The sequence below is a fragment of the Vogesella oryzagri genome (assembly GCF_040148885.1).
Taxonomy (GTDB): Bacteria; Pseudomonadota; Gammaproteobacteria; order Burkholderiales; family Chromobacteriaceae; genus Vogesella; species Vogesella oryzagri.
This window is the reverse complement of record NZ_JBEFLD010000005.1, coordinates 354,491-378,113: the sequence shown is the minus strand read 5'-3', so window position 1 is coordinate 378,113 and position 23,623 is coordinate 354,491. Positions and strand designations below refer to the sequence as shown.

Genomic DNA, 23,623 nt, shown 5'->3' with positions numbered 1-23,623 from the left:
CGCCTTCCCATTCCGAACAGGACCGTGAAACGCCTTAGCGCCGATGATAGTGCAGATACCTGTGTGAAAGTAGGACACCGCCAGACTCCCCCACAAACAGCCCAGCTTGAGAGATCAAGCTGGGCTTAGGTTTACCCGGCCGATTGCCGGTAAACGACCAGTTTTTCTGGTGACCATAGCAGAGTGGCCCCACGCCTTCCCATTCCGAACAGGACCGTGAAACACTCTAGCGCCGATGATAGTGCGGATACCCGTGTGAAAGTAGGACATCGCCAGAGCCCCATAAAAAAAGCCCAGACATGCGTCTGGGCTTTTTGCATTTGTCGCGTTGTGTCTGGGATGGCCGGATGGCCGATGGTATCCTCCCGTTTGCTTATCACCTTGCGCCGGCCCTGTGGCCGGCATCTGCCGAGAGTATTGTCATGCCGTATCCCACCCCTGCGTTTGAAGACAAAATCTGCCCGCCGCAGCAATTGGCGGCAAGGTTGGCCGCATTGCCGCGCCCCATCGTGTTTACCAATGGCTGTTTCGATATCCTGCACCGCGGCCATGTGACCTATCTGGCGCAGGCCCGCGCGCTGGGTGCCAGTCTGGTGTTGGGGCTGAATACCGATGCCTCGGTGAAGCGGCAGGGCAAGGGCGACGACCGCCCGATCAATAACGAGCTGAACCGGGCGGCGGTGTTGGCGGCGCTGGAAAGTGTCAGCCTGGTGACCTGGTTTGACAGCGACACCCCGGCAGAGCTTATCGAACTGGTGCAGCCGGACGTGCTGGTAAAAGGTGGCGACTGGGCTGTAGACAAGATCGTCGGCAGTGCCGAAACCCTGGTCCGTGGCGGCGAGGTGCACTCGATTCCCTTCCTGTTTGATACCTCCACCACGGCGACCATCAAGAAAATTCGTACCGTGGACGGCCAATGAACGACCTTGCATTTGCCGTGCTGCGCCAGCTGGCGGATGGGCGTTTCCATTCCGGTGAGGACATGGCGCAGGCACAGGGCTGTTCGCGCACGCTGATCTGGCAGGCGGTGCACAAGCTGGAGAGCGAGTTCGGCATCACCGTGTTCAGTGTTCGAGGCCAGGGCTATCGCCTGCCGCAGCCATTCGAACTGCTGGAGGTGACGCGCGTGCGTGCCGGGCTGAACGAGCTTGCGGCCAACGTGTGGACGCTGGCCACCGCCGACGAGATCGACTCGTCCAATACCCAGCTGATGACGCGTGCGGCGCAGGGTGCGCCGCATGGCCTGGTGCTGGCGGCGGAGCGGCAGACCGCTGGCCGTGGCCGTCTGGGGCGGCGCTGGCAGATGCCGCTGGGCGCCGGCCTTACTTTCTCGGCGCTGTGGCGCTTCGAGCGTGGCTTGTCCGGTCTGGCCGGTCTGTCGTTGGTGGTGGGCGTGGCCATGGTGCGCGCCTTGCGCAGCTTTGACGTGCCGGTGCAGCTGAAGTGGCCGAATGACGTACTGCTGGATGGCCGCAAACTGGCGGGCATCCTGATCGAGTTGTCGGGCGATGCGTTGGGGCCGGCGGCCGTGGTCATCGGCATCGGCCTCAACATGGCATCGCCGGGCGAGGTGGACCAGCCGGTCGCCAACCTGGCAGATGCCGGTTACCAGGTTGGCCGCAACGCCTTGCTGGCGGAATTGTTGAACCAATTGGCCGACGTGTTGGCCACGTTTGACCGCGACGGCTTTGCCGCTTTCCATGCCGAATGGACTGCTTGCGCGGCATTCCTGCAGCAGCCGGTGCTGCTGCGTTTCAGCCACGGCGAGCCGGTAGAAGGCGTGGCACTGGGGGTGGATGATCACGGTGCACTGCAGGTGGCTACTGCCGCCGGGCCCCGCGTGTTCCATGTCGGTGAAGTCAGCCTGCGGGCGGCGCCATGAAGCTGCTGATCGACGCCGGCAACAGCCGGGTGAAATGGGCGCTGTGGGATGGCGCGCAGCTCGGACCGGTGACGGCGCTGGCACATGACGTGCTGTCGCGGCTGGCGGATGACTGGCGTGGGCTGGCGGTAACGGCGGTGTATGCGGCCAACGTGGCGCACACCCAGGTGCGGCAGCAGATCGAGCAGGCCGCACCACTGCCGGTGCAATGGCAGCGTGCGCAGCCGGCGGCACTCGGCGTGCGCAACCATTATCGCAACGTGGCGGAGCAGGGCGCCGACCGCTGGCTGGCGGTGCTGGGCGCCCGCCGCTTGTATGCAACCGATGTAGTGGTGGCCTGTGCCGGCACGGCGCTGACGGTGGAGGCATTGACGGCGGAAGGTGACTATCTGGGCGGCCTGATCCTGCCCGGCTACCGGCTGATGCTGCAGTCGCTGGCGCAGAATACCGCCAACCTGGATCGCGCGGCCGGCCAGGTCTGCGATTTTCCGCAGGGCACCGAGGATGCCTTGGCATCGGGGGCCATCGATGCCTTGTGTGGCGCCATCCTGCGCATGCAGCAGCGGCTGGCGGCGCACACCGGGCGCCCGCCGCAACTGCTGCTCACCGGCGGCGATGCCGAACGATTGGCGGCGGCCCTCCCGCCGGAGGCGCGGATGGTGGATAATCTGGTGCTTTATGGCTTAGCTAGCGTGGCAGACTGCTGATGAAGTGGCTATTGGGGGCACTGCTGGTGCTCAACCTGTTCGCGGGGTTATACGCGCTGATCAAACAAAAACCGGAACGGGACCTGAAGGCGCAGGAAGTCAACGCGGCGCAGCTGAAACTGCTGCCGCCGGACTGGCAGCCGCCGCAACTGGCATCGTCCGCCATGGCCAGTGCGCCGCTGGCGGAAACCGCGTCCGCGCCACTGGCACAGCCGGCATCGGCGCCGGCGGTGGCCAAGCCGGCAGCGGACAAGGGGGCGTCGCAGCCTGCGGCTGTGCCACCGAAAACCGTCGCCAAGCCCGCCGTCGCCCAGAGTGTGACGCCGCCGTTGGCACCGGCCAAAGCGGTGGACGGCCAACCGGCTGCACCGCTCAACCCGGCGGATGCCAAGCAGGCGACTGCCAAGGTTGCGGCCAACCTGTGCCGTAACTGGGGGCCGCTGGATCCGAAACAGCTGGAGCGGGTGCAGGGCGGCCTGCCGTCATTGCAACTGGCCACCGCGCCGGCCGCCAGCGTGAAGGAAGAACTGCGTGGCTCTGGCCGCATTTGGGTGTTCTACCCGCCGCTGGCGACCCAGGCCGAGACGCAGACCCTGGTGTCCGAATTGCGCAGCAAGGGTTTCGACAGCTACATCGTGAAAACCGATGGCGCGTTCAAGAACCATTTGTCGCTGGGGCTGTTCAGCAAGCTGGATGCTGCGCAGGCGCTGTTGCAGCGCCTGAAGACGGCTGGCTACGACAAGGCCAAGCTGGATGTGCGTGGCGAGCATGCCCGCATCACCACGCTGAGCTTCAAGGCGCTGGACGAGGCCACGCTGGCGCGGCTGAAGGCGCTGCAACAGCGCTTGTTGCCGGGCATTCCGCTGCAGGATTGCCGCTAACTCCCACTGGCAGGCCATTACGGCCTGCCTTTTTTATGGCCTACCATGCGCCGACAGCACTTGACCCGTCTACTGGACCAACGCGTCCGTAGCCGCAGCCTGTATCGCGAGCCGCTGACCTGGCTGTTGGGCGGCGCCATGGCGTTTATCGCCGGCGCGCTCAATGCCGGCGGCTTTCTGGCGGTGCAGCGCTACACCTCGCATGTGTCCGGGGTGGTGTCGGCAATGGCGGACAACCTGGTGCTGGGCGATGTCGGCGCGACGTTGGCCGCATTGGCCTCGCTGCTGAGTTTCATTGCCGGTGCCGCGCATGCCGCCTGGCTAATCAACTGGGCGCGGCGGCAGCGCCTGCGCAGCGGCTACGGTGTCTCGCTGCTAGAAGAAGCTGCCTTGCTGCTGCTGTTTGGCCTGGCCGGTGCCGCGCTGGCCATCGCTCCGGATTTCTTTGCCCCGCCGATCGTGCTGCTGCTGTGTTTCATCATGGGCATGCACAACACCATCGTCACCAAGCTGTCCGGCGGCTTGTTGCGCAGCACGCATATGACCGGCATTGCCACCGATATCGGCATCGAACTGGCCAAGGCCAGCTACATCAACCGCGGTGGCAGCGGCAAGGTGCCGGAGGTGCGCGCCAACCGCGAGCGGCTGCAGATCTACCTGTGGATTCTGGGCTGCTTCTTCGTCGGCGGCGTGGTGGGGGCGCTGGGCTTCAAGCATCTGGGCTACAGCTTCAGCGTGCCGTTGGCGCTGTTTCTGTTGCTGCTGGGGCTGCGTCCGTTGTGGTACGACCTGAAGCTGCGCTGGCGCTGGTGGCGCGGCCAACGTACAGGGCGCTCATCCACCGAACTGTCATGAACTTGCCATGGTTTTGTCATGACGGCTTGATCTGGCTGTCATGTTGATCACTTATGGTTGGCAGCGCTCAAACCACTGCTTGCCATCCAACGAGGTCACCATGTCCGACAGCTACAAAATCAAACACCACGGTGTCGAAGCCGCGGCCAACCAATCTGCCAATCCGCTGCTTTCCGATGTGCTGGAAGCACGTTTTTCCCGCCGCGGCCTGCTCAAGGGCTCCAGCGCCGCCGGGCTTGCCGGCGTGCTGGCCGGCAGCTTTGCCGCGCTGGCCGAGGCGGCGCCGCTGCCATTTGCACACAAGACGCCGCAGCTGGGCTTCAAGCCGGTGCCGTTTGGTTTTGCCGACAAGGTAGTGGTGCCGGACGGCTACGTAGCCGAGGTGTTGTACGCCTGGGGCGACCCGGTGGGCATCGCCGGCAATATGCCGGCTTTCAAGCAGGATGCGTCCAATACTGCCGCCGAGCAGGCGCTACAGGCCGGCATGCACCACGACGGCATGGCCTACTTCCCGCTGCCGCTGGGCGCTACCGGCTCCAAGCACGGACTGATGGCCATCAACCACGAATACACCGATGACGGCCTGCTGCACGTCGGCGGCATGCAGCCGTGGAACGGCGACAAGGTGAAAAAGGCCCAGGCCGCGGTGGGGGTGTCCGTCATCGAGGTGGAAGCCACCGCCAAGGGCTGGCAAGTGGTGCGCCCGTCCAAATACGCACGCCGCATCACCGCCAATACCCCGATCGCCATCGGCGGCCCGGCACGCGGCAATGCGCTGATGAAAACCGAGGCCGATCCGCAAGGCGTGGAAATCCTCGGTACCTTCCAGAACTGCGCCAGCGGCCCGACGCCGTGGGGCACCTACCTGACCTGTGAAGAAAACTTCGACGGCGTGTTCGTCAACGAATCCGGCAACCTCACCGAGCTGGAAAAGCGCTACGGCATCAGCAACAAGGACGCCGGCTATCGCTGGGCGTGGGAAGACTTCCGCTTCGACTTGCAGTTGAACCCGAACGAAGCCAACCGCTTTGGTTGGGTGGTGGAAATCGACCCGTTCGACCCCAAGGCCAAGCCGGTTAAGCGCACTGCGCTCGGCCGCTTCAAGCACGAAGGCGCCACCGTGACCATCGCCCCGTCCGGCCACGCTGTGGTGTACATGGGTGATGACCAGCGCTTCGAATACATCTACAAGTTCGTCTCCAAGAACAAGTACCACCCGAACAACCGCAAGGCCAATATGCAGCTGCTGGAAGAGGGTACGCTGTACGTGGCGCGCTTCGATGCCGACGGCAGCGGCCAGTGGCTGCCGCTGGTGCATGGCCAGCACGGTCTCACCGTCGACAAGGGCTTTGCCGATCAGGGCGACGTGGTGATCAAGGCGCGCATGGCGGCGGACATTCTCGGTGCCACCAAGATGGACCGCCCGGAGTGGATCGCCGTGCACAGTCACAAGCCGGGCGAGGTGTACTGCACGCTGACCAACAACAGCGATCGCGGCAAGGACGGCAAACCGGGCACCGATGCGGCCAACCCGCGCAACAGCAACCTGTTCGGCCACATCATTCGCTGGAACGAAAACGGTGGCGATGCCACTGCCGCCGGCTTCAAGTGGGACATTTTCGTGCTGGCCGGTCGCCCGGATGCCGGCAAGGCGGAGCATGTCGGCAATATCAAGGGCGATGCCTTCGGCAGCCCGGACGGCCTGAAATTCGACCACAACGGCGTGCTGTGGGTGCAGACCGACGTGTCCACCTCCACGGTGAACATGAAGGAATACAAGGGCATGGGTAACAACCAGATGGTGGCGGTGGTGCCGGAAAGTGGCGAGTTCCGCCGCTTCCTTACCGGCCCGAACGGTTGCGAAATCACCGGCCTGGCGTTTACCCCGGACAACAAGACCATGTTCGTCAACATCCAGCACCCGGGCGAGCCGGACTCCGAGCGCAACGACCCGGCCAAGCCGACCGCGATCTCCAGCTGGCCGGATGGCCCGACTGCCGGCCGCCCGCGTGCCGCCACCGTGGTGGTGCGCAAGCTGGATGGCGGCGTGATCGGCAGCTAAACCGGTCGTGTACCTGGACAACCGCCCTGCATTGCAGGGCGGTTTTGTTTGTGCTGGCGTCCAGCGTGCCGTTGTGGTTCATTCATGTGGTTGTTGCGGCGCAACAAGTGGCGATTTTTGATTTATGTCAGGTGAAAAATCGGTGTGGGTTTGGCAATATCGAGTACCCGTTATCGAACCGGATACGCCAGACGCACTGGCACACTCAGGATAAAAAAATGAACTACCACATGATTGCCGCCAGCCTGCTGCTGGCCGGAAGTACCGTGGCCTCCGCCGCGACTGTCAAATACCAGCTGGGGGTGGAAGCCTACAACGAGACCTACAAGGAAACCGTCAACAGCCAGCCGTTCATGAAGGAAGAGGCCAACATGACCGGCCTGAACGGCGCCATCATCATCAGCACCAGTCCGCTGGACGAAGTGCTGCTGGAAGGGCGCTATGCGCGTGGTAATTCCGACTATACCGGGGCCGCACAACAGGCGGATCCGTATGGTTCGCTGAAGGTCAGCAGCATCAAGCGTCGTACTTGGGAGTTTGCCGCCAGCTACAAGCGGCTGGTGCCAGATTGGGATGGTGTGAAGCTGGGGTTGGGTATCGGCAGCCGCTACCTGGAAGATCATCTGGACAAGACCCCCACTGGCTATCGTCGTGAAAACACGCTGGATTATGCGATCTTCAGCATGGAGCGCCCGACCCAGCTGGATGGTGGCTGGAGCATGACGCCAGCGTTCAAGTACAAGTATCTGCTGGACGGCCAGCAGGACTCGAAACTGACCTCCGGCACACTGACGCATACCCAGAACAAGGGCAGTGGCTACGATCTGAGCCTGGAGTTTGCCAAGACCAGCGGTAAAACCGAGTGGCTGATCACTCCGTACATGCGCACCTGGCACATTCGGGATTCCGAGGTCGTACTGGACACCTACGAGCCGGACAACAAGACCAAGGAACTGGGTATCAACCTGGGGATGCGCTTCTAGATCGCGAGATGGTTTGCTATGACAAAGCCCGGCAATTGCCGGGCTTTGTCATGCTGGAGGTGAACAGGAAACTCGCTGTGCTTCCGGCAGTTACACCCCCGGCAACAGCGCCAGCAAGCGCAGCAAATCCTGCAGGCTGTCCTCGCCGGTCTTGGCCAGCAGCGCGCGAATCTGGCTGCGTACGGTATTGATGCTGACGCCGTTCTCCTGCGCATAGTCTTCGGCGCTTGCCCCCAGCGCCAGTGCGCGGGCGAGGCGGCTTTCGGCCACGGTCAGCTCGAACAGCTCGGCCAGTGAGGTGGCGCTGGCCGCAGTCTGGCGGTGCTTGGGGCGGATCAGCAGGATCACGTCGCCGCGCGGATGCAGGTTCAGCCCTTGCGGGTGACTGCGGCCGGCGTGTGCGGCCAACTCTTCGCGGCTGGTGAAGCCCGGCAACAATACACCGTGGCTGTAGCCGGCTTGCGGTACCGGCAGGATGTTGATGACGCAGGGTTGTTCGGGGTGCCGGCGTGGCGTGGCGAGCAGGTTTTCCGGCTGGCGACTGAGCTGCACGCGGCGGATGGCATCGTCGATCTGCCGCGACTCCTGCAGCGCATGTTGGCCGCGTTCGCTGCCGGGATGGGTGGGGAAGAAGCGCTCGGCCAGTTTGTTCAGGTACAGGATGCGGCGCTCTGCATTCAGCAGCACCACGCCCTGTTCCATGCCCTCCAGGCCGGTTTCACCGGCCCAGGCGGCGCGGCGCAGCGTTTCGGTGTGGCGCAGTTGCCGCAGCCAGCTCCCCAGGTGCGGCATCAGCTGGCTCAGCGTTTGACGCTTGTCGTCACTGAACTTGTCCCGCCCCAAGGCGTAGTTGATGGCAATGGCCACCTCTTCGGAATCGTCCTTGAAAATGTTGCCGCCGAGGGTGTAGCGGTAGCCACGCGGGATCATCAAATCCTGAAAGAACTCGCTGCGATCGACAAAGCGGTCGTCGCAAAAATCATGACAGGCCAGGATCTGGCCAACCGGCAGACGCGAAACCTGCGGCCAACGTGGGTCGATTTGCCGATAGTAGTTATCGTAACTCCCCGCATGGTTGGCAATTTGCCGGCTGGCCAGATTGATGGAAAAGCTTTGCAGGCGGCTGGACCAGCCAATGATGTGGATGCCGTCACAGTCCAGCCAGCTGTTGAGCCGTTCAATGGCTGGCAGTGCTTGCGATGTGTCCAGTACCGAGTCGTACAGGCCGACGATGACACTGTCCCGTGTTTCTGCAGTGAGCACTGCGATCTCCCTTTGGTTTCAATGGCTGCGATCTTTTTTGCCGCAGTTTTATTGATGTCACTGATGGTTTTCTTTTGTCACAGAAGCTTAAAGGTTTCCTCATCAAAAGTGATGATGAAAGATCAAATAATGCCTATTAAATTGCCAATGACAATTTTTGCCCTGTCGGATTGGCGATGGGGCGGTATGGCGACTGGTGACATCAGGGAGAACGGAAATGAAAAAGCTGTGGATGCTGGGTGTGGCAATGCTGCTGGCGGCGCAAGCGGGGATGGCGGACCCGTCGGCGGCAAACCGTATTGCGGCCAACAAGACCTACAAGCCGCTGGCGCAAGCCGAATTCTTGCAGCAGTACGCGGAGGTCGCCGGCAAGCAGGCGTCCGCGGCGGATTACAAGAAGTATCTGAAGCGCTGGAAGGGCGCAAAAGCGGATGGCTGGCTGATGGATGTCCGCACGTTTGCCGAAACCGAAGGTTGATCTGCCCATGCCCCGGCGCTGATGAGTGGCCGGGGCGTTGCTAACAGGAGAGTGTGCAGTGAGCAGTCAGGTTTTCTTTTCGGCGTTTTCATTGGCGGCCAGCCAGATTGTCGGCATCGGGCCGCAGAATGCTTTTGTGTTGCGGCAGGGGCTGGCGCGGCAACATGTCCTGACCATCGTGCTGATTTGCATTGCCTGTGATGTGTTGCTGATCAGCCTGGGGGTATTTGGCGTTGGCCGGTTGCTGGCCAGCTTGCCGTCATTGACCAGCCTGCTGGTGTGGTGTGGCGCCGGGCTGATGCTGTGGTTGAGCTACCAGTCGTTTCACGCTGCGTTTGTCGGCAAGGCGCTGCAACTGCAGCAGGATGCCAGGCTGTGCCGCAACGGGGTGATCCGCAATCTGTTGCTGGTGACGTTGCTCAATCCGTATGTGTGGCTGGATACCGTCGTCCTGATTGGTAGCATGTCCGTCATGCACGGTGCCCAGGGGCGATTGCCATTCATGCTGGGGGCGTTGGCCGCATCGGTGATGTGGTTCTTTACGGTGGGGTTTGGCGCCGGCAGGCTGGCACCGTGGTTCCAGCGCCCGGGCAGCTGGCGGCTGCTGGATATTGCGATCGGCAGCATCATGCTGTTGACTGCGGGTATGTTGCTGGGGCGGTCTGGCGCGATCTGATTGTGGTGCCGGCGGCCATCACGACACTGGCGGCGTGTGCCGCTTGCGGCATGGGGAGCAACACGGCACACTGCGCCCTGCGTGCCGCGGGGTGCGCCAGCCTCAAACCGTCGGCTGTACAGATGGACGGTAATCGCCGTGGCGTCACCACGGCGTGCTCTCTATCAGGAGCGAACATGTCTGACGATCAAATCAAGGGTGATGGCGCCATCCGCCGCCAGAGCCTGTACGGCTCCTCCATCGAAAATACCTACGCCGGCGTGCTGTCCTTCATGCGCCGCAACTACACGCGCAATCTGGAAGGCGCGGACGTGGTGGTATCCGGCATTCCGCTGGACCTGTCCGTTACCTTCCGCAGCGGCGCGCGTCAGGGCCCGCAGGCGATCCGCGCTGCCAGCGTGCAGCTGGCCGAGCTGAAGCCCTACCCGTGGGGCTTCGACCCGTTCGACGATCTGGCGGTGATCGATTACGGCGATTGCTGGTTCGATGCGCACAACCCGCTCACCATCAAGCCGTCCATCGTCGAGCACGCGCGCACCATCCTCGCCTCCGGCGCCAAGATGCTGACCTTCGGCGGCGACCACTTCGTCACCTACCCGCTGTTGATCGCACACGCCGAAAAATACGGTAAGCCGTTGGCATTATTGCACTTCGATGCCCACTGCGATACCTGGCAGGATGACGATCCGGACAGCCTCAACCACGGCACCATGTTCTACAAGGCGGTGAAGGAAGGCCTGATCGATCCGGCCAAATCGGTACAGGTCGGCATCCGCACCTGGAACGACGACTTCATGGGCCTCAACGTGCTGGGCGCGCCGTGGGTGCACGACAACGGCGTCGACGCCACCATCGCCGAGATCAAGAAAACCATCGGCGACGCGCCGGTGTACGTCACCTTCGACATCGACTGTCTCGACCCGGCATTTGCGCCGGGCACCGGCACCCCGGTACCGGGCGGCCTCACCACCGCGCAGGCGCTGAAGATCATCCGCAACCTGGGCGATCTGAACATCGTCGGCATGGACGTGGTGGAAGTGGCGCCGAGCTACGACCAGAGCGAAATCACCGCCATCGCCGCCGCCCACATTGCCTGTGACATGCTGTGCCTGATGCGCAACAAGAAGGTGGCGGGCACGCTGTAAGCCGCCTGCCTGCGGCCAACGTTGGCCGCCAACACAAAACCGCGCCGGGTGCAGACCGGGCGCGGTTTTTTCATGGGGTGGCAAGCTGCCGATTCAATAATAGGTGGGGCGGTTACTCGTCGTCGGATGTTGCTTACGACTCGCGGAATGCCTTGGGAACCGCATCACGTAACGGCTCCATCAGGTATTGCAGAGGCGTGCTGTTACCCGTCTGAATGTAGATTTCAGCCAGCATGCCGGGCCTGAAATCTCTGTGCAACGCACGATTTGTTGCATCAAGTAGCGGTGAAACCTTGATCGCATAATAGGCTTCGCCAGAATTTGCATCAATCGTGGCGTCAGAGGCAATATAAGTGATGATGCCCTTGACTAGGGGGGTACTCTTGATGGGTAATGCCGGGAAGCGGATTTCAGCTTGCTGATTCAGCCGAATGTGCCTGATTGAGTTGAGGTCCAGCCGGGCATCGATACTCATCTGCTGGCTATCCGGCACAATTTCAAGCACGGCGTCCAGTGCGCCGATGGCAGAACCGATGGTATGAACTTTAAGCCCCATCACGGTGCCATTGACCGGGCTGAGGATGGTCGTGTCCTTGAATGATTGATTCGCCGGAAGATTGCTTACTTGCAAGGTAGCCAAGCGCTTACTTGCATCTTTAAGCTCTGCGGCGCTGTTGGAAATAAAATTATCCCGAATTTCCGCGAGCTGTGTCCGGTATTGTGCCAGCCGCTGACGGGCTTGGGCAATATCGGAATATGCTTCTTGTTGTCTGTCAATATAGTCGTTGACGACGCGGCGCTGTTCATTCACTTTGTTTTCCGAAAAAAAATTCTCTTCTTTGAGACGCTTGAAGTTTTCCAGATCGTGTTCAGCGATGGCTCTGGACTGTTGGATCGTAGTCAGTCTGCTATTCCGGGATTGAATCTCAAATGAAATCGCCTGCAGGCTATCGCGGATATTCTGTTGCATAGATATCTGTAGTGCCATCCTGGATTTGAATAGCAGGCTTTCCTGTTGCAGTATCTTGGCGAGATTAGTATCCAGCTTGGCTGCGGTAATCAGGGTGGTATCAAAAGCGATGGCCGTTTTGCCATTAATTTCGGCCTGCAAGCGGCTAATCTTGGCGTGTTCTGCAAAAATTTCAGTAGTGAGATTATTGAGGTTGGCCAATTGCTCACTGTTTTCAAGGGAGAGCAGACGTTGTCCGCGATGAACATGCTCACCATCTCGCACATGAATGGCTGTGACGGTGGCAATATTTTGGTGGCGGATGACCTTTTTGTATTCGCTAACTTTCAACATCCCACTGGCGGTAACAGTTTTGCTAATGGGGGCGAGTGCTAGCCATGCGCCAGCAATGACAAATGCAGTGATGATGACAAATGTTCCGCGCTGCTTGATGGAGTTGAGTTCGCTATGCATGGCTTACGTGCTGGGAGGGATGTGCTAGTGCCAGGATGTCGGCGCGATTACCCATTTTTTCGACACGACCGGCATTCATGACCAGAAGCTGGTCGGCGTGTTGAGTCAGGCTGGGGCGATGGGTGATGATAACGGTAGTGGTGCCCTGCGCTTTCAGTTGCAAGAGCGTCGCTTGCAAGGCCTGTTCACCTTCATGATCCAAATATGTGTTGGGTTCATCCAAAACGACCAACGCAGGCTGATCGTAGAGTGCGCGAGCCAAGGCAATGCGTTGTAGTTGGCCGCCTGATAGTTGAATACCCCCTTCACCGATTAAGGTTTCGTAACTGGCGGGCAACTTCAGGATCATTTCATGGGCACCTGCCATGCAACTGGCAGTGATGGTCTTGTCATGGTCTGCTTGCTGGAACCGACTGATATTCTCTGCCACTGTGCCCGACATCAGCGACAGGTCTTGAGGTAGATAGCCGATGTGCCGCCCCATTTGAGGAGTGGTGCCATTAGCATAGTCGATGCCATCCAAACGTACACTGCCAGTATCACAGTAGGTGGCACCCGCGATGACTCGTGCCAGGGTGGTCTTGCCAGAACCACTGGGACCGATGATGGCAAGCTGCTTGCCTGCCTCAAGGCGCCAACTGATATTTCTCAGGATCTGGATATCTGGGCGCTGACCAAAAATCGTGACGCTTTCTACAGTCAGATGTCCTGCAATCGCTGAAGGCAGGGTAGGTGACTTGCTGGTAGGGCTGGCAAGCAGTGGGCTGAGGTTGCGTAATGCGATCATGGCCTGGACGATCGTTTTCCAACTTCCGGTCAGGCTTTCCACGGGGGCCAGTGCCTTACCTAGAATGATAGTAGTAGCTAACATGACGCCAGATGAAAGATGCTGGTCGATAACCAGATAGGCACCGGCACCCATCATGGCAATTTGCAGTAGTTGCCGGATCAGTTTGCTATGACTACTGATTTTTCCGGCTAATTTCCCAAATGTGCGGATAACAGAACTGATCTGTTGCTGTTGCTGTTGCCAGCGGTTGATGATGGCTGGTTGCATGTGCATCGAACAGATGACCTGACTGTGCTGATAAGCATCATCGATCATCTGACTGGCCTGTCTGATGAGCGGCTGACTTGTCTGAACAAATTGCTTGCTACTATGCTCACTCAGTAGGGCAAGTATGACCAGTAGTAGGCTGCCTGCCAGAGCAATATTGCCTAAAAGCGGATGAAACCAGTAAATCACTAAGAGGTAGAAAATAAACCATGGTGCATCCAGCAGAGCGACTAGGCTGTGACCCCCAATAAAGTGACGCAGGGTGGCAATATCTTTCAATAGTGGATGATCTGGTTGCTTTTTAATGGAAATTTTGTCCTGAAGGTGCTGTTGGATGGCCTGTGTGCTGATGGTCTGTTCTAGTTGCATAGCCGCTTCAGACAGCAGACGCCCCCGCAGGTAGTCAAGAATTGATTGCGCGACCAGGAAATAGGCCGCAAGCAGGGTCAGCATGATCAGGGTTTCATTGCTACGATTTGGCAAAACGCGGTCGTAGACCTGCAGCATGTAAACAGATGGTGCGAGGTTGGCAAGGTTGATAAACACGCTAAACAGGATGCAGTGCGTGATGTGTTTGCCGAAAAATTGATGGATCAGGGAATAGATTTTCATTATGCAAAAAAGGGCCCCTGCTGCTGGCAGAGGCCCTGAAGGGTTTTATCGACTTTACTTAGATGGGGGCACCAACGAGGCCAAAAGACTTCGCAAAGTCGTCTATTGTTACACCTTTGACGTTGGCAACGAGGATAGATGAAGCATCGGTACCATTGCCATCTGCATCGTAATACAGCTTGCCGGCCTTGCTGTCATAGATCAGGTGTTGATCAGTGTCCTCGGCGGTTGTTTTTCCGGAACCGATGAGCAGAGCCTTCCCCAGATCGTTAATTGTCGTGATATTCTGCAGAGCAGTGAATACCTCTGTATCGAACTGCAATTGATCTTCGCCACTCTTGAAGTCAGTAACGGTGTCGAGCAGGAGGGCATCAGTTTCGAGGAAGTCGAAACGGAAAATGTCTGCGCCAGTGCCGCCCGTCAGTACATCTTTGCCTGCGCCACCGGAGAGGATGTCGTCACCGGCCCCGGCGACAAGTGTGTCGTTGCCACTCTCTCCGGACAAGTGATCTACTCCCGCACCTCCTTTGAGAAGGTCATTGCCGGCTCCGGCGTGAACGGTGTTGTTGCCATCCCCTGCGGTGATCTTGTCATTGCCGCTGCCTGCGGTGATGTCATCGTTACCGATGCCCGTAGTGATTATGTTCGCGCCATTGCCGGCGCTGACAATATTGTCGCCATTGCCGGCAGCAATCATGTCATTGCTGTTACCTGTAGTGATGCTATCGTTGCCGGTGCCAGTGGTAATGGTGTTGGCACCATTACCTACGGTGACGATATTGTCGCCATTGCCGGCCGTGATCTTGTTATTGCTGCTGCCCGCGGTGATGTTATCGTTACCGCTACCAGTGGTGATGGTGTTGATACCATCGCCCGCGGAGATGATATTGTTGCCATCTCCTGCAGTGATCTTGTCGTTGCCACTGCCTGTGGTGATGCTATCGTTGTCGGCGCCAGTGGTAATGGTGTTGCTGCCATCGCCCGCGGTGATGATATTGTTGCCGTCCCCTGCGGTGATCTTGTCGTTGCCGGAGCCAACTGCAATGGTATCGTTACCTGTACCAGTCGTAATAGTGTTATTGCCGCCAAAAGCGTTTACATAATTGTTGCCATTGCCGGCTGTGATTTTGTCATGCCCATTGGCCGACAGAATATGATCATTCCCGGCGCCGGTAGTGATGGTATTGTTACCGGCATTCTCCGCAGGAATAGGGTTGAAAAATTCGGCATTTTCTTCGAAGGAAATCCCTGCCCAGACTTCATTGTCACCATCGCCGGCAACGACTTTGTTGGTGCCGCTGCCAGCTTCGATATGGTCATTACCCTTGCCGGTGGTGATGATATTATTGCCATATACAACATAAATCTGGTTGCCGAGGATGACTGGTTGGTTGGTGTCTGCGTCTAAAATCGGATTGAGATTTTCATCTACGGCAGCTTTACCATCACCGGCCACAATTTTATTATTGCCATTGATGGCATAAATTATATTTTGGCCATTGCCAACAGAAACTTGATTGTTTCCATTCCACACATCAATATAGTTGTCTCCATTGCCAGAGATAACTATATCATTTCCTTTTCCGCTAAAGATCTCATTATTGCCATCGCCGGCTGTAATTTGATTGCTTCCCTCTCCAGCATCTATGTAATTTCCCCCGTCACCGGTGACAATCTTGTCGTTACCATTTCCCGTAACAATGAAGTTTTTGCCATTTCCGGTGGTAACGAAGTTACTGCCAGTACCGTTGTTCCCCCAATTCCAGAGAGCATATTCAGTTTTTCCGTAGCCAGCTAAGATATGATTGTTGCCATCTCCGGCAATGATCTTGTTGCTACCATTGCCAGCGTGGATGTTGTCATCACCTGCGCCGGTAGTGATGGTGGCTACACCTTCCATATCGGTGATGATGTTGTTGCCGCTGAGGTCGGTAATCTTGTCTATGCCGGCGCCACCGTCGATGGTGTCATCCCCTTCGCCACCATCAAGGATGTCATTGCCCAAGCCTCCAAATATCTGGTCAGTTCCCGCCAAGCCCTGGATCGTGTCATTTCCAAGGCCGCCATCCAGATAATTATCACTATCTGTGCCAGAAATAGTGTCGTTGCCAGCGTAGGTCAGTTTGGACAAGGCATCGAAGCCATCGCTGTTCAATTGTGAAATTAAATCGGCAGCAGAAACAGACAATTTGTCAACTCCGCCAGTTTTCACAAAAACTGGTGCATTAGAGTCCTCTTCGCCGCCGACACCGGTTCCATATTCGTAGCTCGTGATGGTGCCGGTGGTGATCTCACCATCCTTTACCGCAAAGCTGCCTTTGATTTTTACATAGTTCCAGTCATTGGTGATGTCGGTAGTTTCTTCATTGAAGTAAACCAGATACACCTCACTGGCTTGACCGGAAAACTGCATGGGACTGCTGATGACACTCTGCATGGCCAAGCTGCCACTGTTGTAGCCCAGCTTGAAACTGCCGATGAATGCGATATTGGAACCATGGTTACTATTGGTGCCAAAATAAACTTCGGTTGCAGTATTCTTGGTGATTACGACCGATGTGTTCTCGACGGGATCTCTCAGCGTTATGGACATGCCGACGTTGCCATTCCAGCCGAAGTTGGCGTCGTACTTGATTGAGTTTATGTCTACGGCATCAACGATTGCAGAGAAAGAATTGCTGGATGCTAGAGCCAGAGGCTTGATGTGAACCCAACCATTGAAATTACCAAAATCTATCCAGATGGCTGCTCCAGAATCATCTGGATTGGCATCTGCATATGGTGTGCCATAGGCCCCCGCTTGGAGCTCTTGAATGGCTTTTAGCATGTTGACTTGGGTGTCATCCAAGCTGGCCACGAATTCACTATAGGAAAAGCCAAAATTTGGGGATTCCACGATGGTGGTATCCAGCCCCTGGAAAGTTGCCATGTCATGCTCCAAGACAATTGATTTGCATATGTAATGTTTCCATGTGTTTTGTACTAATGCAAGAAATTGTGTCTGGTTTGTATGGGATGGTTGACGCTGGTGATATAAAGCAACAGCATGGGTTTTCAAGGACTCGATCATGAGCTACGACCAGAGCGAAATCACCGCCATCGCCGCCGCGCACATCGCCTGTGACATGCTGTGCCTGCTGCGCAACAAGAAGGTGGCGGGCACGCTGTAAGCCGCCTGCCTGCGGCCAACGTTGGCCGCCAACACAAAACCGCGCCGGATGCAGCCCGGGCGCGGTTTTTTCATGGGGTGGCCGGTTCAGTGCGGGATCAGCAACAGCAGCAACAACAGGCTCTCGCACAGCTCGATGCCGGCGCCGAGGCAGTCGCCGGTCATGCCGCCCAGTTTCCGCTTCAGGTACGCCCACCACCACAGCCCGGCCAGCGGCGCCAGCAACAGTACCGGCGCCAGCCAGTACGAGGCGGCGGCCAGCAGCGCGGCGCTCAGCCAGAAGCTGGGCCAGTGCGTGCGCCAGGCGAAGCGCTCGCCGCTGCCGGCGGCGAGGCTGGGCAGCGTCGCCGACCACGCCACGGTGAACAGCCGCGCCCACGCCGGCAGCAGCAGCAGCGGCGCAAGCTTGACCGCCAGGGTGCTCACCCCGCCAGCTGTCTCGCCTGCCTGCCCGGATAGAGTTGCTAGCCCGGATAAGCGCAGTCCATCTGGGGGATAACCGGCCGCCGTCAGCGAGAACTTCAGCAGCAGCATCAGTAGCACCAGCTTGGCGATCAGCTGCATCGCCATGCTCATCACGCCGAAGCTGCCCAGGTGCGGGTCTTTCAGCACTTCCAGAAAGCGTTCGCGCGAACGGTGCGCCGCGCCCTGGGCATCGGCCAGATCGGCCAGCCCGTCGACGTGCAGCCCGCCGGTGACCCACAGCCAGGCCAGCAGCCCCAGCAAGGCCGCCAGCCATGGGTCGAACAGGCTGCCGGCCAGCATCGCCAGCCACACCACCGCGCCGACCAGCAGGCCCACCGGTGCGAACCAGCGCGCGGCATCGGCCAGCCAGGCCGGGTCGAAGGTTTTCAGCTGCGGCGTGGGCAGCCGGGTCAGGAACTGGATGGCAAGAATCAGCGAACGCATGGCAAAGGTTGGCCGCAGGCTGTCATGGGGTGGAGAGGTCCGGCGTTTCCAGCCGCAGCAGGTAGGCCGGATGGCCGTCGAGAATAGACAGCTGTACGAAGCCGCCGCGCTGCACCGCCATCAGCCGGGCGACATTGAAATCGGTACCCAGCAGCTCGGCCAGCAGTACGTTGATCACGCCGCCGTGGCTGACCAGTACGCGGTGGCTGCCGCGCGCCTGCTGCTGCCACGCGCTGAAGCCGGCTAGCACCCGGGTGCGAAAGGCATCGAAGCGCTCACCGCCTTCCGGCGTCAGCAGGCCGCGGGCCAGCAGTGTCTGCCAATCCGGCGTGGTGGCGGCGATCTCCGCCAGCGGGCGCTGCTCCCAGCTGCCGAAGTCGCATTCGGCCAGCAGCGGTGCCACATGCAGCGGCACGCCGCAGGCCAGCGCCTGTTGCACCGCGAACTCGCGACAGCGTTGCAGCGGCGAGGTGGCGATGCAGGTTACCGGTGCGTGGCGCACGATGCGCTGCCAGCTGGCGGCCATTGCCGCGCGGCCGGCATCGTTCAGCGGCAGGTCGCTGCTGCCGATCAGCCGGCCATGGTGGTCGATGTCGCCGTGGCGCAGCAGGGTCAGGGTGTACGGGTTCACGGCGCGCTTTTGCCTGCCACGCCAGCCTCGGCAAAGGTGGCCATGCCGGCATGCAGGGCAATGGCCTGCTGCAGCAGCGGCAGCGCCAGCGCGGCGCCGGAGCCCTCGCCTAGGCGCAGGCCGAAGTCGATCAGCGGCGTCAGCCCCAGGCTGGCCAGTGCCAGCGCGTGGCCGGTTTCCTGCGAGCAGTGGCTGGCCAGCAGCCACGGGGTGATGTCCGGGGCGATGGCCTGCGCCGCCAGCGCGGCGGCGGTGCTGATGAAACCGTCCAGCAGCAGCGGCACGCCTTGTGCCGCGCCTTCCAGGTAGAAGCCGGCGATGGCGGCGATTTCCAGCCCGCCCAGCTCGGCTAGCAGCGTGATGCCGTCCAGCGGCGCCGAGCCGACGCGCGCCAGCGCATCGGCGACCACCTGGCATTTCAGGTGCAGCGCCTGGTCGCCGACGCCGGTGCCGCGGCCGACAATGGCTTCCGGACGGTGGCCGGTCAGGCGGCAGATCAGCGCCGCCGACGGCGTGGTGTTGCCGATGCCCATGTCGCCGGCGATCAGCAGGCTGGCACCGTCGGCAATGGCGCGGCGTGCAGCCATGCGGCCAACCTCCAGCGCGGCGGCGCACTGTTTGGCGCTCATCGCCGGTTCGCGGCGGATGTTGCCACTGCCGGCACGCACCTTGGCGTGCACCACGGGCAGCGCGGCCAGGTCGGCGGCGACGCCGGCATCCACCACCTCCAGCCGCGCCTGGTTGGCGCGCGCCAGTACGCTGATGGCGGCACCGCCGTGCACGAAGTTGGCCACCATGGCGGCGGTGACTTCCGGCGGGTAGGCGGACACGCCTTCGGCGCATACGCCGTGGTCGCCGGCGAAGACGGTGATGGCCGGCTTCAGCGGCAGCGGAATGTCGCGGCCTTGCAGGCCGGCCAGGGTAATGGCGAGCTCCTCAAGCTTGCCCAGGCTGCCGGCGGGCTTGGTCAGCTGTTGCTGACGCGCGGCGGCGGCGAGGCAGGCGGCGGAATCGGGGGCGGGAATACGGGGCATGCTACTTCCTTCTGACGCGGCGCGCGCATGGGCGTGGCCGGCGGATGACTATGGCGCGACCATACGGCAGCCTCTGCGTGCTGGCAATTGTCTTGAGACGGAATAAGCAAATTGCCGCGCGCTGCGGCAGGCACTGCCGGCTGCGGGTATAATCTGTGTCCTGCAGGTGTCCGGTATGTAACATGCCGGATGAAACGGGAAGCCGGTACAAGTCCGGCGCTGCCCCCGCAACGGTAAGGCCTGATGACGCCCGTCATCCAGGAGCGACCACATAGCCACTGCCCGATGGGCGGGAAGGCGTCGCCCCGCAAGGCCAAGCCCGGAGACCGGCCTGCAATCGGACGTGGCGGAATCGCGTCCTTGCTGGAGCATCGCGGGGAGGCGATCTGACAGTCCGCAGCCGTTATTGCCGCTGGCGTTGTCCTTTATTTCTCCGCACTCCGTTTTTTTCTTCCTGGAGTGTGACTCAATGTTCAACTACAAACCGTTGGCCGCGCTGGTAGCGCTGGCCTGTGCCCCGGCCGTCCTGGCCGCTGCCGTTACCCAGCTGGACGAAGTGGTGGTGACGGCTACCCGCGTGGCCGACAAGGCCAGCGAACTGCCGGCCAACGTTACCGTGATCACCGCCGCCGACATCGCCAGCAGCCCGGCACGCACCGTGCAGGAACTGCTGTCCACCGTGGCCGGCGTACATGTGTTCAATAGAACTGGTTCTCCTGCTAACGCGGAGGTGGATCTGCGTGGTTTTGGTGTGACAGATATCAGCAACACGCTGATTCTGGTGGATGGCATCAAGCAGAATACCAATGACCTGGCTCCGCCTAACCTGTCCGGTATCCCGCTGCAGGCGATCGAGCGCATCGAAGTAGTGCGTGGTAGCGGTGCGGTGGCTTATGGCGGCGGCACCACCGGCGGTGTGATCAACATCATTACCCGCAATGGTTTCAAGGATCAGCCCAGCGTGCGTGCCACCTTTACCGTGGGCAGCCAGGACCTGAAGCAGCTGGACGTGGCTGTGCACCAGGCTAGCGCACAGGTGGCACTGGATGCCTACGTGCAGTCGATGACCAGCGATAACTATCGCCGTAACAATGCCGAGCGCAACGATAACGGCGGCATCAGCGCCATCTGGCGCCACGATGGCGGCGATGTGCGCTTCTACGCGCGCAACAGCAACCAGGGCCTGCGCTTGCCGGGGGCGCGTAAAGTTGACCCGACTACCGGGGTGGACGAGTTCGTACAGGACCCGCGCGGCACCAAAAAGCCGCACGATTACGCGGAAACCCGCACCCAGGACTATGGCCTGCAGGCGCGACAGGAACTGGCCGGTGGCCTGCTGTACCTGGATCTGGCCCAGCGTCACAAAAATATCTTCAGTAGCCAGAGTAGTTGGCTGGATCAGCGCAGCACCGATGAAAGCAATGGCAGCCTGCGCTACGAACGTGAGCTGGGCGCTCACCGCCTGGCAGTGGGGGTGGATGGGCAGAATACCGCCACCGACGTGGACAATGGCATGACGCTGAGCCCGGCCAGCCGTATCAAGCAGCAGCTGCTGGGTGTATTCGCCGATGCCCTGCTGCGCCCGCAGGCAGGCACCACCGTGAATATCGGCGTGCGTAACCAGCATGTGGATGACGATGTGCACGATCTGACTGGTTATGCCCCCAGCTACCAGAAACAGCAGGAGCTGCACGCCTGGCAACTGGGTATCCGCCAGGCGCTGAATACCAATCTGGACGTATATGCCAAGCTGGGCCAGAGCTTCCGCATTGCCAATACCGACGAGCAGGCAGGTGTTATCCAGTTTCTGGTACCGCAGACTTCACATGACAAGGAAATCGGCGTGGCCTGGCAGCAGGGCAGTAGCAGCGCACGTGCCGCGCTGTTCCGCTACGATCTGAACAACGAAATTCATTACAACCCACTTGCAGGGGACTATGGTGCCAACGTCAACCTGGACCCGACCCGCCGCCAGGGTGTTGAACTGGAAGGCAAGACCCAGCTGGCGCCGCAGTGGCAGCTCAACGGTAACCTGACCTGGCAGCAGGCCAAGTTCCGTTCCGGCGTGGCTGGAGGTGTCGATCTTGCCGGCAACACCGTGCCGATGGTGCCGCACTGGCTGGCTAACGTCGGCCTGACCTGGCTGCCGCAGCAGGCCACCCGTGTGGGCATGGAGCTGCAGTATGTCGGCAAACAGCGCCTGGATAACGACCAGGCCAACCAGTTCGCCGCCCAGCTGTCCGCCTATACCCTGACCAACCTCAAGCTTAGCCACCAGTACAGCAAGCATGTCGATGTGAGCCTGGCGGTGAACAACCTGTTCGACAAGCAGTACGCCAGCTATGGTATCCGCCACGGTGCTACGGGCCCTGACTACTACAACTTGTACCCGGGTAGCGGGCGTACCATGCAGGCTTCGCTGACCCTGAGCTACTGATCCTGCAATGAAACACCTCATCACCGGCGGCGCCCGCAGCGGCAAGAGCCGTCATGCCGAGCAACTGGCGCTGGCGCATGCCGGCCCGGTACGCTACGTGGCCACCGCCGAGCGGCGTGCCGGCGATGGGGCGTTTGCCGAGCGTATCGCCCGGCATCAGCAGCGGCGGCCGGCGCACTGGCAGCTGACCGAAGCCGGCCAGGCGCTAGCGCCGGTGCTGGCCGGTGCCGCGGCTGGCGAGCTGTTGCTGGTGGATTGCATGGGCATGTGGTTGATGCGTTTTTTCGGTGCTGATGGTGGTTTTGATCAGGCCGGCTGGCAGCGGCAGCGCGACGCCTTGCTGGCAGCGCTGGCGGCGACGCCGGCCAGCGTGCTGTTGGTGACCAATGAGATCGGCTGGGGCGTGGTGCCGCTGGGGGCGGAAACCCGCGTGTTTGTGGATGAACTGGGCTGGCTGAATCAGGCGCTGGCGACCGTGTGCCAGCAGGTCACCCTGGTGGCCTGCGGCCAACCTTTGTGTCTGAAAGGGCCGGCATGAGACGGCTGCTGTTGGCCGCCGGCGTGCTGGCGGCCTGGCCGGCGCTGGCGCAGGTCAGCGTGCGCGACGGCATGGGACAAACCGTGTCGCTGCCGCTGCCGGCTCAGCGCATCGTGGCGTTGACACCGCATCTGGTGGAAGACTTGTACGCCATCGGTGCCGAGCGGCAACTGGCGGCGGCAGTGGATTACAGCGATTACCCGCCGGCGGCGCGACAGCTGCCGCGCGTCGGCGGTTACAGCGGTATCAGCCTGGAGGCGGTGCTGCGCCAGCAGCCGGACCTGGTGGTGGCCTGGCGCGATGGCGGCAATGGCCGCGAGCTGGCGCGGCTGCGCGAGCTGGGCGTGCCGGTGTACATCAGTGCGCCGGTGGCGTTGGCGGATGTCGCCAGCGAATTGCGCCGGCTGGGCACGCTGACCGGCCGCGTCGCACCTGCCGAGGCGGCCGCGCGGCGTTATGAAACCGGGCTGCGGGCGCTGCAGCGACAGCATGCGCGCGCGGCACCGTTGCGGGTGTTCGTGCAGGTGGGCGACAACCCGCTGTTTACCGTCAGCAGTCGCAGCTTTCTTGGCTCCTTGCTGACGCTGTGCGGCGGGCGCAATGTATTTGCCGATGCGCCGTTGCCGGCACCGCAGGTCAGCACCGAGGCGGTATTGGCCGCCCGGCCGCAAGTGATGCTGGCGCTCGATGCCACGTTGCACGCGCGCTGGCAACGTTGGCCGCAGCTGCCGGCGGTGCGCGAGCGGCTGCAGTTCACGCTGGCGCCCGATCCGGTCAGCCGGCCCGGCCCGCGCCTGCTGCAAGGTGCGGCCAACGTGTGTGCCGCGTTGAACAGCGCCCGGCGCAAGCTGGGTTTGACGCCCTCCTGACGCCCCGTTATC

General features: G+C 60.7%; 20 protein-coding genes, 2 rRNA genes and 1 riboswitch. Of the genes, 15 read left to right on the top strand and 7 right to left on the bottom strand.

Features of this window, described 5'->3' with window-relative positions; all coding sequences use genetic code 11:
* The 9 genes from rrf (ABNW52_RS18620) to ABNW52_RS11905 form a co-directional block, all read left to right on the top strand.
* Window positions 1–86: ribosomal RNA gene (gene rrf, locus ABNW52_RS18620) — 5S ribosomal RNA — on the top strand; the annotation flags it as partial.
* 79 nt (window positions 87–165) lie between these two features.
* Window positions 166–278: ribosomal RNA gene (gene rrf, locus ABNW52_RS11940) — 5S ribosomal RNA — on the top strand.
* Between the two features lie 144 nt (window positions 279–422).
* A complete protein-coding gene (rfaE2, locus tag ABNW52_RS11935; protein ID WP_349588001.1) occupies window positions 423–920 on the top strand; it encodes a D-glycero-beta-D-manno-heptose 1-phosphate adenylyltransferase in 498 nt (165 codons plus the stop codon).
* Entirely contained in the window at window positions 917–1,882 is a 966-nt protein-coding gene (locus ABNW52_RS11930) for a biotin--[acetyl-CoA-carboxylase] ligase (protein ID WP_349587998.1), read from the top strand. The genes rfaE2 and ABNW52_RS11930 overlap by 4 nt, the downstream gene beginning before the upstream one ends.
* Complete coding sequence (locus ABNW52_RS11925; RefSeq protein WP_349587995.1) at window positions 1,879–2,589, top strand: type III pantothenate kinase; 711 nt, start codon at window positions 1,879–1,881, stop codon at window positions 2,587–2,589. The genes ABNW52_RS11930 and ABNW52_RS11925 overlap by 4 nt, the downstream gene beginning before the upstream one ends.
* Window positions 2,589–3,470, top strand: coding sequence for an SPOR domain-containing protein (locus tag ABNW52_RS11920; protein ID WP_349587992.1), 882 nt, complete (start codon window positions 2,589–2,591; stop codon window positions 3,468–3,470). The genes ABNW52_RS11925 and ABNW52_RS11920 overlap by 1 nt, the downstream gene beginning before the upstream one ends.
* Window positions 3,471–3,530: 60 nt before the next feature.
* Window positions 3,531–4,325, top strand: a complete 795-nt coding sequence (locus tag ABNW52_RS11915; protein ID WP_349587989.1) for a YoaK family protein — start codon at window positions 3,531–3,533, stop codon at window positions 4,323–4,325.
* A 100-nt stretch (window positions 4,326–4,425) separates the two neighbouring features.
* A complete protein-coding gene (locus ABNW52_RS11910) occupies window positions 4,426–6,387 on the top strand; it encodes a PhoX family protein (RefSeq protein ID WP_349587987.1) in 1,962 nt (653 codons plus the stop codon).
* Between the two features lie 218 nt (window positions 6,388–6,605).
* On the top strand, window positions 6,606–7,370 hold the full coding sequence (locus ABNW52_RS11905) for a hypothetical protein (protein WP_349587983.1): 765 nt from the start codon (window positions 6,606–6,608) through the stop codon (window positions 7,368–7,370).
* Window positions 7,371–7,460: 90 nt separating this feature from the next.
* On the opposite strand, the gene ABNW52_RS11900 is transcribed toward ABNW52_RS11905, so the two are convergent.
* On the bottom strand, window positions 7,461–8,633 hold the full coding sequence (locus ABNW52_RS11900; RefSeq protein WP_349587980.1) for a helix-turn-helix transcriptional regulator: 1,173 nt from the start codon (window positions 8,631–8,633) through the stop codon (window positions 7,461–7,463).
* Window positions 8,634–8,850: 217 nt separating this feature from the next.
* Between ABNW52_RS11900 and ABNW52_RS11895 the strand changes: the two genes are divergently transcribed.
* The 3 genes from ABNW52_RS11895 (at window position 8,851) to speB (ending at window position 10,932) form a co-directional block, all read left to right on the top strand.
* Window positions 8,851–9,111: a hypothetical protein gene (locus tag ABNW52_RS11895; protein ID WP_349587977.1), complete on the top strand. Its 261-nt coding sequence runs from the start codon at window positions 8,851–8,853 to the stop codon at window positions 9,109–9,111.
* A gap of 58 nt (window positions 9,112–9,169) precedes the next feature.
* On the top strand, window positions 9,170–9,787 hold the full coding sequence (locus tag ABNW52_RS11890) for a LysE/ArgO family amino acid transporter (RefSeq protein WP_349587974.1): 618 nt from the start codon (window positions 9,170–9,172) through the stop codon (window positions 9,785–9,787).
* A 176-nt stretch (window positions 9,788–9,963) separates the two neighbouring features.
* Window positions 9,964–10,932, top strand: a complete 969-nt coding sequence (gene speB / locus ABNW52_RS11885; RefSeq protein WP_349587972.1) for an agmatinase — start codon at window positions 9,964–9,966, stop codon at window positions 10,930–10,932.
* 133 nt (window positions 10,933–11,065) lie between these two features.
* On the opposite strand, the gene ABNW52_RS11880 is transcribed toward speB, so the two are convergent.
* The 6 genes from ABNW52_RS11880 to cobT all read right to left on the bottom strand — a co-directional run bounded on the left by ABNW52_RS11880 (window position 11,066) and on the right by cobT (window position 19,767).
* Window positions 11,066–12,355: an HlyD family type I secretion periplasmic adaptor subunit gene (locus tag ABNW52_RS11880; RefSeq protein ID WP_349587970.1), complete on the bottom strand. Its 1,290-nt coding sequence runs from the start codon at window positions 12,353–12,355 to the stop codon at window positions 11,066–11,068.
* Window positions 12,348–14,024, bottom strand: coding sequence for a type I secretion system permease/ATPase (locus ABNW52_RS11875; RefSeq protein ID WP_349587968.1), 1,677 nt, complete (start codon window positions 14,022–14,024; stop codon window positions 12,348–12,350). Before ABNW52_RS11875 ends, ABNW52_RS11880 begins: the two co-directional genes overlap by 8 nt.
* Window positions 14,025–14,082: 58 nt before the next feature.
* Complete coding sequence (locus tag ABNW52_RS11870) at window positions 14,083–17,094, bottom strand: beta strand repeat-containing protein (protein WP_349587966.1); 3,012 nt, start codon at window positions 17,092–17,094, stop codon at window positions 14,083–14,085.
* Window positions 17,095–17,280: 186 nt separating this feature from the next.
* Complete coding sequence (locus tag ABNW52_RS11865; protein WP_349587964.1) at window positions 17,281–18,102, bottom strand: adenosylcobinamide-GDP ribazoletransferase; 822 nt, start codon at window positions 18,100–18,102, stop codon at window positions 17,281–17,283.
* Between the two features lie 22 nt (window positions 18,103–18,124).
* Window positions 18,125–18,733 (bottom strand): histidine phosphatase family protein, encoded by a 609-nt coding sequence (locus tag ABNW52_RS11860; RefSeq protein WP_349587961.1) that lies wholly within the window; start codon window positions 18,731–18,733, stop codon window positions 18,125–18,127.
* Window positions 18,730–19,767: a nicotinate-nucleotide--dimethylbenzimidazole phosphoribosyltransferase gene (gene cobT, locus ABNW52_RS11855; RefSeq protein ID WP_349587958.1), complete on the bottom strand. Its 1,038-nt coding sequence runs from the start codon at window positions 19,765–19,767 to the stop codon at window positions 18,730–18,732. Before cobT ends, ABNW52_RS11860 begins: the two co-directional genes overlap by 4 nt.
* A gap of 147 nt (window positions 19,768–19,914) precedes the next feature.
* Window positions 19,915–20,116: riboswitch (cobalamin riboswitch) on the top strand.
* 120 nt (window positions 20,117–20,236) lie between these two features.
* Between cobT and ABNW52_RS11850 the strand changes: the two genes are divergently transcribed.
* Genes ABNW52_RS11850 through ABNW52_RS11840 form a run of 3 tightly spaced genes read left to right on the top strand, consistent with a single transcriptional unit; the run spans window position 20,237 to window position 23,611 of the window.
* Window positions 20,237–22,204 (top strand): TonB-dependent receptor, encoded by a 1,968-nt coding sequence (locus ABNW52_RS11850; protein ID WP_349587957.1) that lies wholly within the window; start codon window positions 20,237–20,239, stop codon window positions 22,202–22,204.
* A gap of 7 nt (window positions 22,205–22,211) precedes the next feature.
* Window positions 22,212–22,742 (top strand): bifunctional adenosylcobinamide kinase/adenosylcobinamide-phosphate guanylyltransferase, encoded by a 531-nt coding sequence (gene cobU / locus ABNW52_RS11845; protein WP_349587954.1) that lies wholly within the window; start codon window positions 22,212–22,214, stop codon window positions 22,740–22,742.
* On the top strand, window positions 22,739–23,611 hold the full coding sequence (locus ABNW52_RS11840) for a cobalamin-binding protein (RefSeq protein ID WP_349587952.1): 873 nt from the start codon (window positions 22,739–22,741) through the stop codon (window positions 23,609–23,611). Before cobU ends, ABNW52_RS11840 begins: the two co-directional genes overlap by 4 nt.
* Window positions 23,612–23,623 lie beyond the last annotated feature (12 nt).